Here is a 13856-nt window from a genome sequence, read left to right as displayed (position 1 = left end):
GTTGTAGCGATAATGATTGTAAATTATTACTATTGACAATATATTCATAAAACCGTAATATCAATTTTGATAATGAAAACTATTCTCAATATGTAGGGGGATACATAATGAATTTCATCAAACAAAAATCGTTTGCGTTATTTGCATTCGTACTATCATTTTCACTCCTTTTAGGTGCATGTAGTAACTCATCTAACAAGGCAGAACCTAAAAAAGAAGAAAAGAAAGAAATGATTACTGTAGAACATGCAATGGGTAAAACAGAAGCTCCTGCAAATCCAAAACGCGTTGTTATTTTAACAAATGAAGGAGCAGAGGCTTTACTTACTCTTGGTGTTACACCAGTAGGTGCTGTAACGCCACCTACTACTGGCGACTCATGGTATCCACATATGAAAGATAAAATGAAAGATGTAAAATCTGTCGGTAACGAAAGTCAAGTCAATGTCGAAGCAATTGCCGCATTAAAACCTGATTTAATTATCGGTAACAAAATGCGTCAAGAAAAAATATACGAGCAGTTAAATGGCATTGCTCCTACTGTTTTCGCAGAAACACTACGCGGTGAATGGAAAGATAACTTTAAATTTTATGCAAAAGCATTGAATAAAGAAAAAGAAGGTCAAAAGGTATTAGCTGATTACGACAAACGTATCAAAGACTTAAATGGAAAGCTTGGGGATAAAGTAAATCAAGAAATTTCTATGGTACGCTTTATGCCTGGTGATGTTCGTATTTATCACGGCGATACATTCTCTGGTGTTATTTTAAAAGAACTTGGCTTCAAACGTCCTGGTGATCAAAACAAAAATGACTTTGCAGAACGTAACGTATCTAAAGAACGTATCCCTGCAATGGATGGCGATATCATCTTCTACTTTACTTACAATCAAGGAAATGAGAAAAAAGGCTCTGAACTTGAGAAAGAATATATAAACGATCCTTTATTCAAAAACTTAAATGCTGCAAAAAACAACAAAGTATATCAAGTTGACGATGTAATTTGGAATACAGCTGGCGGTGTAATGGCTGCAAACTTAATGCTAGATGACATTGAAAAACGATTTGTAAAGTAAACTCTTTATTCAAAACAGTTCCCCTTTTTGGGGAACTGTTTTTTATTTCATAAAAGTGTCACATTATTTCATTTTGTATTTTTATTCTCAATATGTTATATTATAATAACAAATAAAATATATTTTCTCTATATCAGAAGAATTGTTTTAATCTAAATTTTCTGATTAATCTTTATTTTATTTTCTTTTAGAATTCAAATACTACATTTGAAAACGCTTATTATCTCGTTTTCAGGGAAAAATACGATAACGGATAGAGATTCAATAGATTGTTTAAGAAATTTTCTTTCTATTTCCATATAATTCTATTGACTTCTAAATATTTTGTAAATTAAAATGATTACATAAATATCCGTTATACAGGATTAGGGGGAAGCAAAAATGGATGCAGCTTTAAAATTAAAAAAAGCTGAAGAACAACAATCACCAAAAAAACATCCACCTGGATTATATTTGTTGTTCTTAACAGAAATGTGGGAAAGATTTAGTTACTACGGAATGCGTGGCCTTTTAGTTCTTTATTTAACAACAACTGTTGTAAGCGGCGGTCTTGGATTCGACAAGGCTTTTGCAGTACAATTATACGGAATTTTTACAGCATTAGTATATTTCACACCAATTGCAGGTGGGTGGTTAACTGACCACTTTATTACAAGACGTCATGCAATTACCCTTGGTGGTATTATTATGGCAATTGGTAACTTTGTACTATTTTCAATGAATACAAAAACCGGTCTCTTTTTAGGACTAGGATTATTAGTCATCGGTAATGGATTCTTCAAACCAAATATTTCTACACTTTTAGGTGAACTATACGGTGAAAATGATTCACGCCGTGACAGTGCTTTTACAATCTTTTACATGGGTATCAACGTAGGGGCTTTCTTTGCACCACTAATTTGCGGATTCCTTGCAGAAGATTTCTTTAAAACAAGCGCTAATGGCGTTATGGTTATGGGTTATAAATACGGGTTCCTTGCAGCTTGTATCGGTATGATTGTTGGACAGATTTTCTTTAACCTATTAGCTCCTCGTTACCTTGGTAATGCAGGAACAACAGTTGTAGGTAAAAAGTCACAAGACAAAAATGCAAAAGTAATTGAGAAAAAACCTTTAACAAAACAAGAAAAGAACCGTACTTGGGCAATCGTTATTTTAACTTGCTTCGTAGTTTTCTTCTGGGCAGGTTTTGAACAAGCTGGTAGCTCTTTAACACTATATACAAACACATTTGTTGATCGTACAATTTTCGGATGGGAAGTTCCAACATCTTGGTTCCAATCTGTTAACCCAGCATTTATCGTACTATTAGCACCATTCGTATCTATGTTATGGATGAAACTATCTAAAACAAAAAATGGTGACTTAAAAGTTCCAACAAAAATGGCACTTGGTATGATTTTACTAGGCATTGGCTACCTTGTTTTAACATTAGCTGTTCTGAAAACTGGAAGCGATGAAGCACATATTGCTACTAAAGCAAACTTATTATTCATCGTATTCACATACCTGTTCCATACAATTGGTGAACTATTCTTATCACCAATCGGTCTATCAATGGTAAGTGCAATTGCTCCTGTAAAATTAGCATCCCTATTAATGGGAGTATGGTTAGCTGGTTCTGGTATGGCGAACTATCTAGCTGGCGCACTAGCTGCCTTCACACAATCTTTAGGATATCTAGAAGTATTCGCAAGCATTGGTATTATCGTAATCGTACTTGGGTTAGTACTTCTTATGTTCTCTAAAAAAATTGCACATATGATGGAATAAAAAAAGCGGAGAAAATTCTCCGCTTTTTTTATTGCTCTTCTAGCGCTGTAACATCTACTTGTACTGTTTCATTTGGTGATTTCACATCATGTACATTTGCAACCCCACGTCCCTCATCACAACTTTCAATCCAAACCGGTACACCATGATAAGTTACATCGATTCTACTCGAAGATGATAAAATTTGTTTTACGCGCTTTACATCCATCCTTCATTCCTCCTTTTACTTACTACACTCTTATTTATCTTCTCATTTCTCTTTGAAATATATTCCGTGAAAACTCCTGTCACTTATCTCCTTCAGATCTTAAAGTGGGGTTTTCACGCCTATTTTTATAGAAAAAAGACGTGCATTTCCACGTCTTTTTTCTATAATATTCAATTTTATGAAAATAATGTCTTTACAACTTCACTTACTTTCTCATTATGCACTTGATAATATACTTCTAAGCCGCGTCTTTCAAAACGAACAACTTTATTCTGCTTTAATTTCGTTAAATGCTGTGAAACAGTAGATTGCGGAATTTCTAATACTTCCTGCAATTGTGTTACGTTACAAGTTCCACGCCCCATAAGCTCCATTACAAGGCGAAGACGGAGCGGGTGAGCTAACGCTCGTAGCATTTGTACATCCTCTTCTGAAATACGACAATCAAATTGATTTTGATTCATAAAGTTCCCCTCATTTTTTCATTTTTATTTTCTCTTTATTTATTTTTATATATTTGTTTTTATATTTCCTGTTACGACACAACTTTATCAACCTAAAATAAAAAAAATATTTCCTCCTTTTATCAACATACAATTAAGGGCAGAAACCCCTGCTGATTTTGAATATTATACTACACAGCTTAGTGAAAAAGCAAAAAATACAGATCGGAATACTTTGCTTCTAAATGCTGTTTTCTCAACCTTTTTGTTATATTTTTTCACTCACAATATTTACCGTAATAATATTGTAAAATATTGTTCTTAAATGATATGTGAATGTAATCTTTTTAGTTATTCGACCTATAAAAATTGCTTTGTTACGATGAAAAGAGTTAAATTTTGGTAAAGAGGAGGATCCACAATTAAAAAGCGGTTAATAATAGTCTTAATTAATATTGCACTTGACTATACAATTATCCAAAACTTCCTCCTTTATTCTTGATGACAAAAGAATTATTCATTTTAAACATGTAGGACCAATGACATATGAAAATATGGTTGAGTATATGGAGAGTCCATCAGTGGGGTTTTCTTCATCCCCACCTATCTTCCTCATTTCCCTCTAAATCTTGAAGTGTGGATCTTACTGCCCGTTAATGCGGGATAAATTAGGAATCGTGTACTTTAATATACACGATTCCTCTTTTTGTCTAGTTTATGAACAAAATGTAACGGAATTTTTACAGTTAACACTATCATGGAATAATTATACTTTTTTACGTTGACAATAGTGTTGAAGAGGAATATACTAGGCAATGTAAGTTGATTGTGAATTTTTTCACAAATAATGTGAATGTCTTCACATATTATAGATAGGAGTTGTCATTATTATGAATACTTGGACACAAATTTATGACCCGTTGAACAACATTTGGTTATCAGCACTTGTCGCTGCTCTTCCAATCTTATTCTTTGTTCTTTGTTTAACAGTATTTAAGATCAAAGGATATTTATCAGGACTTTATAGCGTAATTTTAGCAATCATTCTTTCCATATTCGTTTACAAAATGCCTGCAACTATGGCTGTATCATCAGCTGCATTTGGTGTAGCAGCTGGATTTTATCCAATTTGTACAATTGTTATTGCAGCTATTTTCCTTTACAAATTAACAGTAAAAACTGAACAATTTAATGTCATTCGCGACAGTATTTCAAGTATTACAAATGACCGTCGCCTTCAAGTGTTATTAATCGCTTATTCTTTCGGTGCTTTCTTAGAAGGTGCAGCTGGATTTGGTGTACCAGTTGCAATTACAGCAGCATTACTTGTAGGTATGGGATTTAACCCATTAAAAGCAGCAGGTATTTGTTTAGTTGCAAATATTGCTGGTGGCGCAATGGGAGCAATGGGTATTCCAGTTACAGTACCTGCTCAATTAACACAAATAGATGCCTTAACTGTCGGTCGTCAAACTGTAACATTATTACCTTTCATTAGCTTTGTATTACCATTCTTACTTGTTGCAATGGTAGATGGCTTTAAAGGAATTAAAGAAACTTGGCAAGGTATCCTTGTAAGTGGTGGTTCTTTCGCTATTACTCAATTCGTTGTAACATACTACCTTGGCGCAGAATTAACTGATATTTTCGCTGCAGTTGTCAGCATGGTTGCACTTGCATTATTCCTGCGTGTATGGCAACCAAAATCTTCAGCTCAAACTGAAGAACAAGTAGAAAAACATAGCTACACAATGAAACAAATTTTATACGCTTGGTCACCATTTGCATTCTTAACTGCATTCGTAACAATTTTCAATTTAAAAGCAATCAAAAGTTTATTCGCTCCAAACGGTGCGTTAGCAAACTTAGTATTTAATATCCAGATTCCTGGTTTACACAATCACGTTATTAAAACAACACCAATTGTAAATGCGGATACACCATTTGCAGCAATCTTCAAGCTAGATGTATTTTCATCTACAACTACTGCAATTGTACTAGCAATTATCGTATCTTTACTTGTATATCGCGCAAAAGGCCAATTGGTTAAAGAACTAACTATTGAAACATTAAAAGAGTTGAAAGCTCCAATTTATACAATTTGTAGTGTAATTGCATTAGCATATGTAACAAACTACTCTGGTATGTCTTCTACTCTTGGACTAGCTTTATCATCTACTGGTAAGGCCTTCCCAATCTTATCTCCAATCTTAGGTTGGATTGGCGTATTCTTAACTGGTTCTGTAGTATCAAGTGGTTCATTATTTGCACCACTTCAAGCAGTAACTGCAGCACAATTAGATATCGTACCTTCTACACTTGTTGCTTTAAACGTAGTCGGCGGGACAATGGCAAAAATGGTATCACCACAATCTGTAGCAGTTGCTTGTGCGGCAGTTGGACTAGTTGGTAAAGAATCTGTCCTATTTAAAACAGCAATGAAATATAGTTTGATTTTCTTAGTCATAATTAGTTTACTTCAACTTAACTCTATATTTAATATCTTTTAAAAGATGAAAACGATCCCTCACGTGGGATCGTTTTTTTATCTTCTTCTTTCTAACCATTCACTCATTCTTATACTTTGGTATAAAAAAATCCTAATACACACAGTATCAGGATTTTTTATTCTCCAATAGCGACGCACCAGCAATTTCGGGATGTGTCATTTCATATGGATCCAAAATAATATCAAGTTCCTCTTCTGTTAACACACCATGCTCTAAGCAAAGCTCACGAACAGATTTACCTGTTTCAATCGCTTCGCGAGCAATGCGAGATGCCGTCTCATATCCAATATGAGGATTCACCGCTGTAATAATCCCAACGCTTTTCTCAACATATTGTTTTAACAATTCTTCATTTGCAGTAATACCTTTAATACAATACTCACGAAATACGCGGAATGCATTATTCATAATACTAATGGATTGAATTAAATTAAATACTAACACCGGCTCCATTACATTTAGTTCTAATTGTCCTGCTTCTGATGCTAAACATATTGTATGGTCATTTCCAATAACTTGGAAGGCCACTTGATTAATTACTTCTGCCATAACTGGATTTACTTTTCCTGGTATAATAGATGATCCTGGTTGACGAGCTGGTAATTGAATTTCAGCCAATCCGACACGTGGGCCAGATGCCATAATGCGCAAGTCATTTGCAATTTTAGACATATTCATCATACATACTTTTAGTGCTGCTGATACTTCTGTATACGCATCTGTGTTTTGCGTTGCATCCACTAAATGTTCTGCACCAACTAGTGGAAATCCGCTAATACTGCATAAATGCTTTACAACTTGCTCAATATAAATTGGATTTGCATTTAATCCGGTCCCAACAGCCGTTGCGCCCATATTCACTTCATACAAATGTTGACGAGACTGCTTAATGCGTTTTATATCACGCCCAAGCACTCGGCTATATGCTTCAAATTCCTGCCCAAGACGAATTGGAACTGCATCTTGCAGATGTGTACGCCCCATTTTTATCACATGATCAAATTCTTTTGCTTTATCGGTAAATGCACGATGAAGTGCATCCATTGTAATAAGAAGTTCTTCTAACATCATAAGCGCCGCAATATGAATTCCTGTTGGGAACGCATCATTTGTTGATTGCGCCATGTTCACATGTGTATTCGGGCTAATGATTGCATAGTTTCCTTTTTCATGCCCCATTCTCTCAAGTGCACGGTTTGCAATAACCTCATTTGTATTCATATTAATAGAAGTCCCTGCCCCGCCCTGAATTGGGTCTACAATGAACTGCTCATGAAACTTCCCATCAATAATTTCCTGAGCCGATTTTGCAATTTCTTCCCCAATATTTGCGTGCAAATAACCTGTTTCCATATTTGCACGTGCTGCAGCTTTTTTAACCATTGCCATTGCTTTAATTAATGACGTATGAATACGATATCCTGTAATCGGAAAATTTTCTACTGCTCGTAATGTTTGAACACCATAGTAAGCTGCATTTGGTACTTCCTTTTCTCCTAAAAAATCTTTTTCAATACGTATCCCTTTCGTTGCTACCATTTTTCATCACCTATACTTTTCATTCTAATCGATGACCTAAAAACGATTTCTATAAAGATATGATTTTTGTAAGAGATATATTTCTATATCTTCCTTCAATATATAGCACCTTTTTTGAAAGCGCAAACAATATTGTTTTTCTGCAAAATCGATGACGCACTCATACTTCTAATTTATAAAGATTACGCAATTGCTGTATCTTCCGCTTCAACTTTCTTTATTTCTACTCGTTTAATTTGATGCACATCTTTTTCAAGAACTTTGAAAATCCAGCCATTCGTTTCAATGACATCACCTTCAATAATTGTCTGTTTTTGCATCATAATCCAACCACCAATCGTATCTACATCGTCAGCAAACAAATGTAAACCGAGCAAATCATTTACTTCACTAATGAGTACTTTTCCATCGATAATTTTATACGTTTCGCTTATATGTTCGATGGGTGGATGTTCATCTTCATCATATTCATCCCGAATTTCACCAACTATTTCCTCTAAAATATCTTCAAGTGTTACAATTCCCGCCGTCCCCCCATATTCATCATATAAAACGGCAAGGGGAATTCTTCTTTTCTGCATTTGCAGTAACAAGTCATGGATTGGGATATTTTCCAAAACTTCAATAACAGGTCTCGTATACGGAATAATAGAACATTCTTCGTTTTGTCCACCATCCATATAGCGAATAAATAAGTCTTTTACATTAACCATCCCAATAATCTCATCTTTATCCTCTCCAAATACAGGATACCTTGTATACTTTTCTTGTCCAATCACTTTAATATGTGTTTCGAACGGTTCATCTTCATATAAACCAACTATTTCAGTGCGTGGAACCATAATTTCTTTTGCTAACCGATTATCAAATTCAAAAATATTATTTACATATTTAAATTCCGCCTGATTAATTTCTCCGCTTTTATAGCTCTCCGATAAAATAAGTCTTAATTCCTCCTCTGAATGTGCAACTTCATGCTCAGAAGCAGGGGATAATCCAAATATGCCAGTCACGAGGCGAGCTGAGCCATTTAGAGCCCAAATAAACGGATACATAATCCGGTAAAAATAAATGAGCGGCTGAGATAGCAACAAACTTACTTGCTCCGCTTTTTGAATGGCAAAGGTTTTTGGTGCTAGCTCTCCAATCACAACATGTAAAAATGTAATAACGACAAATGCAATAATAAAAGAAACAGTACTCGCAATTGCAGGTGAAAATTCAATTTTTAAAAATAACGGCTCTAATACATGCTTTATCGTTGGTTCGCCTAACCAACCTAGTCCTAGAGCTGTAATTGTAATTCCGAGCTGACATGCGGATAAATATTCGTCTAAATTTGAAATCACTTTCTTAGCTGCTAGTGCGCCACGTTTTTTTTCTCCTACAAGCTGATCAATGCGACTACTACGCACTTTTATAATCGCAAATTCAACTGCCACAAAAAAACCAGTTAATGCAATAAGAATAACAACCATGATTAATTTAGCAATTTCCAAAGAACACCTTTAGCTTTTCTTAGCTAAAGTTACACCTCCTTTTTAAAAGAAGTTTTCTCCCAATCAAAGAAGTTGATTGAATGAAAAACGAATGGAAGTTTCACTTTGTTCTTATTCTCTTCATTTGTCAAAAAGCAAACCTATATAAATTTCCCCAATTTTAGTCCTCATATAACTCCAATGGTAAACAATCAGGATCTTGAAAAAACACAAACTGTTTCCCTGTTATTTCATCAACACGTATTGGCTCTGTCTCTATTCCACATCGCTTTAGATGCCCCACTGCTTCATGTATATCTGTAACTGCAAATGCTAAATGTCTAAGACCAGCTGCTTCAGGAAAACTTTGCCGCTTTGGAGGATTTGGAAATGAAAATAACTCAATTTGATACTGTCCTCCTACACATAAATCTAATTTATACGAATCCCTTTCTTCTCTGTAAACTTCATTCAACACATTAAATCCCAATATATTAACATAAAAATTTTTAGATATTTTGTAATCAGAACAAATGATTGCAATATGATGCACTCTAGATATATTCATACTCTACTTCATTCCTCTCTTTACCTAACATGCATATTCTCCCTTGAAATGAAAAACCTATATAACAGAACATATCATAAGGAGGCTTATTATGAAATTTGTTACTTTTTTTCTCGGTCTTGCCGTTGTTTTCTTTCTTGCCTTCATTGCAAGTAACAATAAAAAGCATATCAAATTCAAACCGATTTTCATTATGCTTATTATACAGTTAATTTTAACCTTTTTACTATTAAATACAGAAATCGGCCTCATACTTGTAACCATGATTTCTAATGTATTTACGAAATTATTGGCCTATGCTGCATCTGGGGTAAACTTTGTATTTGGTGGTATTACGAATAAAGGTGAAATGCCCTTCTTCTTAAATGTACTCTTACCAATTGTCTTCATCTCCGTCTTAATTGGTATTTTACAACATTTTAAAATATTACCATTCTGTATTCGTTGGATCGGTTTTTTCCTTAGTAAAATAAATGGACTCGGAAAGCTTGAATCTTATAATGCTGTCGCTTCTGTCATTGTAGGCCAATCAGAAGTATTCATTACCGTAAAAAAACAGCTTGCGCAAATTCCAAAGCATCGTCTCTATACACTATGCGCCTCCGCCATGTCGACCGTATCGATGTCAATCGTCGGTGCTTATATGACAATGATTGAACCAAAATATGTAGTAACTGCTCTTGTCTTAAATTTATTTAGCGGCTTTATTATCGTACTTATTATTAATCCATATGATGTTAAAGAAGAAGAAGATATTTTAGAAATTAAGGGTGAAAAGCAAACCTTTTTTGAGATGCTTGGAGAATACATTCTAGATGGATTTCGTGTTGCTATTGTTGTCGGTGCTATGCTGATTGGATTTGTTGCCTTAATTAGCTGTATCAATGATTTATTCCATATTATTTTTGGAATTACATTTCAGCAATTACTTGGTTATGTTTTCTCTCCTATCGCTTTTCTTATTGGTGTGCCAAGTAACGAAATTGTCGCAGCAGGAAGTATTATGGCTACAAAGCTTGTAACGAATGAATTTGTAGCCATGATGGATCTCAGTAAGCTTGCAAACAGCCTCACTCCTCGTACAGTAGGCATTATTTCAGTTTTTCTTGTATCCTTTGCAAACTTCTCTTCTATAGGAATTATTTCTGGTGCCGTTAAAGGATTAAATGAAGAACAAGGAAATGTCGTTGCTCGCTTCGGTTTAAAACTGTTGTACGGTGCGACACTCGTCAGCATTTTATCTGCAATTATTGTAAGCATTATGCTATAAGAAGGTAAAATTTAATCCTTTTCTTATTCATACTTTTTGTATACAATACGAATAGATGTCTCATAAATACTCGAGACATCTATTTTTTTATACATGTACAACAACATCTATTTAGCGTACAATGTCTTTTATGTGTCTCGTCTATGCATTATAAGATAATATGCAAATTGAATGATTTAAAGGAGAACTAAATAATGAAATCTGATGTAGAAAACACGAATAGAACCTCAAAGAGGCGATTTAAAAAAAGACGCCTACTATGGTTTATTCTCATTCCATTACTTATTGTAACAATTGGTGGCGGAAGCTATTCCTTCCATATATACAGTAAAGCAAAATCAATTGTAAATAATGCATATTCTAAATTAGATAGAGGAGATAAATCGGATAAACGAGAAAAAGCTGTTAAGCCGATGACGGACAATGTTTCTGTCCTTATTATGGGTGTTGATGAAAGTGACCTCCGTGAAAAATCTTACGGCAAAGCAACGCGTACCGATGCATTATTACTTGCAACAATTAATAAAAATGATAAATCAGTAAAACTTGTTAGTATACCACGTGACTCTCTTGTATATATTAAATCACGCGATAAACAAGATAAGATTACGCATGCTCACGTATTTGGAGGCGTAGATAGTACAATTGATACAGTCGAGAACTTTTTAAATGTTCCTGTTGACTATTATGTTAAATTTAACTTTAAATCCTTTATAAAAATTGTAGATTCCCTTGGTGGCATCGATGTTGATGTTCCTGTTGAATTTACAGAACAAAATAGTAAGGACGAACCAGGTGCAATCCATCTAAAAAAAGGGCGTCAGCATTTAAATGGTGAAGAAGCACTTGCTTTAGCTAGAACTCGTCATATCGACAGCGATTATATGCGTGGTCAGCGTCAGCAACTTGTTTTGGAAGCCATTGCTCAAAAAGCGCTATCCATAAATTCCATTAATAAAATTAGCAGCTTATTAGATGCTGTTGATCATGATTTAAAAACAAACTTAACATTTGATGACATGATGACAATTACAAAGAGCACAATGGGCTCAAATCTAAAGATGGATAAACTCCAAGTAAAAGGTGAAGATAAATATATAGGTGGCATCTACTACTACATTCCTGACGAAAAGAGTGTACAGGACATATCTAAAACATTGAAACAACATCTCGATGTTACGAATAAAACTGAACATAAAAAATTATAATAAAAAGGCTGCTAGGACTTTCCCAGCAGCCTTTTTATTATAATTTTCAACAAAATACTTTCATTTTCTTTCGCAAATAATGACAAAAAGAGACAAATGTTACAAAATTGTAACGTTTTTTATAAAAATATTACACCCGCAATTAAAATAATAGTATACTAGTACATACATAATACTATTTTTATCATTCATACATTAAAAATGAATACATATGACCTTATATATTAATTTTTTGGGGGGAAGTAAATGAAGCTACGTAACTTACTGATTGGTTCTGCTGTCACTGGTGGAATATTACTATGTGCAGGTGGGATTGGTGGTTATCAATACGTGTCTAAATTGAATAAACAGCTTGATATAAATGTATTACCACATACTACATTTGAAGGCACTTCTCTTGATGGTAAAAGTAAAAAAGATGTTCAAGAAATTATTCAACAAAAAATTGATGAATCAAACAAAAAATCTCTTAACTATACATTCCAAGGCAATACACAAGCTTATACGTGGAAAGACTTAGGTGTTGAATATAAAGAAACGGAAATTGTCGAAAAAATCTTTAAAGAGCAAAAAGGAAATGTGATAAATCGCTATAAAATGCGAAAACAAGCTGAAAATGGCGAGTTAAAACGTGAATATAAACTAACGCCACAGTTAAATACAACTACTTATGAAGCCTTTATAAAAGAAAAATATAATGAAACCTTAGAGGAACCTGTAAATGCTGAATTAAGTATTTCCGGAACAACAATAAATATTAGTCAAAGTCAAAATGGCGAAAAAGTTGATAAAGATAAATTAAAAGAATTAACAGCAAAAGCAATTACTGCTGGTACACAAGATATTCAGCTCCCAATTGCCTCCATAAAGCCCGAACGCTCTACAGAAGATATGCAAAATATGGGGATTACACAAGTGATTGCTGAATATTCTACTCCTATGGCTGGTCGAAACGGGAGCCAATCCTTTAATGTAAACAAATCTGCTAATACTTTAAGCGGAGCAATTGTAGCACCTGATGAAACATTTAGTTTCAATGAACGCGTTGGTATTACAGATGCTGCGCATGGCTATAAATCTGCTGCTGTATTCCTACAAGGAAAAGTTGTCCAGAGCGCCGGTGGTGGGGTTTGCCAAGTGAGTAGTACCCTATATGGGGCAGCATTACGTGCTGATTTAGGAGTTGTTGCTCGTAGTAACCACTCTATGCCTGTTCATTACTTGCCACTTGGTCAAGATGCTGCTGTAGCAGATTATGGCCCAGATTTAAAATTCAAAAATAATACTGGCAAATATATTTACATTCAAGCGTTTTCCAATGGTAGCAGCATAACTACACGTATTTTCGGTACACCTACTGGCAAGAACGTAGAAGTTTCATCAAAAGTAATTGGCGAGACTGAAAATAAAATTACGGCTGTCACATATAAAAAAGTAACACAAAACGGTCAAGTCATCTCAAATGGCCAAATTTCAAAAAGCGTATACAAAAAGGCGTGATGATTCACGCCTTTTTATTTTGCAATAAACGTACAAATGTCCCCATATGTTCCCTCGTCTCTTCTAAAGACCATATACGGCTTCCTTGTTTAGCTACTATTAAACAACCTTCTTCCCATGCCTCTGTCTGCTTTATATGTAATAACTCGCTTTTTAATTTTTCAATTGTTTCCTGATCCTCTTGTTCTAGAAACTCAGTCATTACATTTATTATTTCATCCTCATACACACTTAACGTGCAATATGCTCTTAAGAAATATTGAAGTGTCGGATACATGCTTCC

The 13856-nt window shown here is 34.4% G+C and carries 12 protein-coding genes; 6 read left to right on the top strand and 6 right to left on the bottom strand.

Translation table 11 applies throughout. The annotated features are described in order from the left end of the window. The first annotated feature begins 107 nt into the window (after positions 1-107). Both JDS96_RS03550 and JDS96_RS03545 read left to right on the top strand, forming a co-directional pair. Positions 108-1076 carry an ABC transporter substrate-binding protein gene (locus tag JDS96_RS03550; protein ID WP_199666036.1) on the top strand — a complete coding sequence of 323 codons (969 nt, stop codon included), beginning with the start codon at positions 108-110 and terminating at the stop codon, positions 1074-1076. Positions 1077-1457: 381 nt separating this feature from the next. Then, complete coding sequence (locus JDS96_RS03545) at positions 1458-2849, top strand: peptide MFS transporter (RefSeq protein ID WP_003195104.1); 1392 nt, start codon at positions 1458-1460, stop codon at positions 2847-2849. A gap of 28 nt (positions 2850-2877) precedes the next feature. Here the strand turns inward: JDS96_RS03545 and JDS96_RS03540 are convergent, their stop codons facing one another. Then, positions 2878-3057, bottom strand: coding sequence for an acid-soluble spore protein H (locus tag JDS96_RS03540; protein WP_199666035.1), 180 nt, complete (start codon positions 3055-3057; stop codon positions 2878-2880). Positions 3058-3233: 176 nt separating this feature from the next. After that, on the bottom strand, positions 3234-3521 hold the full coding sequence (locus tag JDS96_RS03535) for an ArsR/SmtB family transcription factor (RefSeq protein WP_003195107.1): 288 nt from the start codon (positions 3519-3521) through the stop codon (positions 3234-3236). A gap of 869 nt (positions 3522-4390) precedes the next feature. On the opposite strand from JDS96_RS03535, the gene JDS96_RS03530 reads away from it, so the two are divergent. Then, on the top strand, positions 4391-6010 hold the full coding sequence (locus JDS96_RS03530; protein ID WP_003205851.1) for a lactate permease LctP family transporter: 1620 nt from the start codon (positions 4391-4393) through the stop codon (positions 6008-6010). 105 nt (positions 6011-6115) lie between these two features. Here the strand turns inward: JDS96_RS03530 and aspA are convergent, their stop codons facing one another. From aspA to gloA2, 3 genes are all read right to left on the bottom strand, one after another. Next, positions 6116-7549, bottom strand: coding sequence for an aspartate ammonia-lyase (aspA, locus tag JDS96_RS03525; protein ID WP_199666034.1), 1434 nt, complete (start codon positions 7547-7549; stop codon positions 6116-6118). A gap of 182 nt (positions 7550-7731) precedes the next feature. Further along, the gene (locus tag JDS96_RS03520) at positions 7732-9048 is read right to left on the bottom strand and encodes a hemolysin family protein (RefSeq protein WP_199666033.1); all 1317 of its coding nucleotides are present in this window, start codon (positions 9046-9048) and stop codon (positions 7732-7734) included. 160 nt (positions 9049-9208) lie between these two features. Further along, positions 9209-9595: an SMU1112c/YaeR family gloxylase I-like metalloprotein gene (gene gloA2, locus JDS96_RS03515; protein ID WP_199666032.1), complete on the bottom strand. Its 387-nt coding sequence runs from the start codon at positions 9593-9595 to the stop codon at positions 9209-9211. A gap of 91 nt (positions 9596-9686) precedes the next feature. Here gloA2 and JDS96_RS03510 point away from each other — a divergent pair, with 91 nt between their 5' ends. The 3 genes from JDS96_RS03510 (at position 9687) to JDS96_RS03500 (ending at position 13573) form a co-directional block, all read left to right on the top strand. Continuing rightward, positions 9687-10865 carry a NupC/NupG family nucleoside CNT transporter gene (locus tag JDS96_RS03510; protein ID WP_199666031.1) on the top strand — a complete coding sequence of 393 codons (1179 nt, stop codon included), beginning with the start codon at positions 9687-9689 and terminating at the stop codon, positions 10863-10865. 191 nt (positions 10866-11056) lie between these two features. Next, entirely contained in the window at positions 11057-12073 is a 1017-nt protein-coding gene (locus JDS96_RS03505) for an LCP family glycopolymer transferase (RefSeq protein ID WP_199666130.1), read from the top strand. 246 nt (positions 12074-12319) lie between these two features. Then, positions 12320-13573: a VanW family protein gene (locus JDS96_RS03500; RefSeq protein WP_199666030.1), complete on the top strand. Its 1254-nt coding sequence runs from the start codon at positions 12320-12322 to the stop codon at positions 13571-13573. A 4-nt stretch (positions 13574-13577) separates the two neighbouring features. Here the strand turns inward: JDS96_RS03500 and JDS96_RS03495 are convergent, their stop codons facing one another. Beyond that, positions 13578-13850 carry a hypothetical protein gene (locus JDS96_RS03495; RefSeq protein ID WP_018765579.1) on the bottom strand — a complete coding sequence of 91 codons (273 nt, stop codon included), beginning with the start codon at positions 13848-13850 and terminating at the stop codon, positions 13578-13580. Positions 13851-13856 lie beyond the last annotated feature (6 nt).

This window comes from Bacillus cereus group sp. N21 (assembly GCF_016483395.1).
Lineage (GTDB): Bacteria > Bacillota > Bacilli > Bacillales > Bacillaceae_G > Bacillus_A > Bacillus_A pseudomycoides.
The sequence above is the reverse complement of the archived record's forward strand: the minus strand, read 5'-3'. Positions and strand labels throughout refer to the sequence as shown.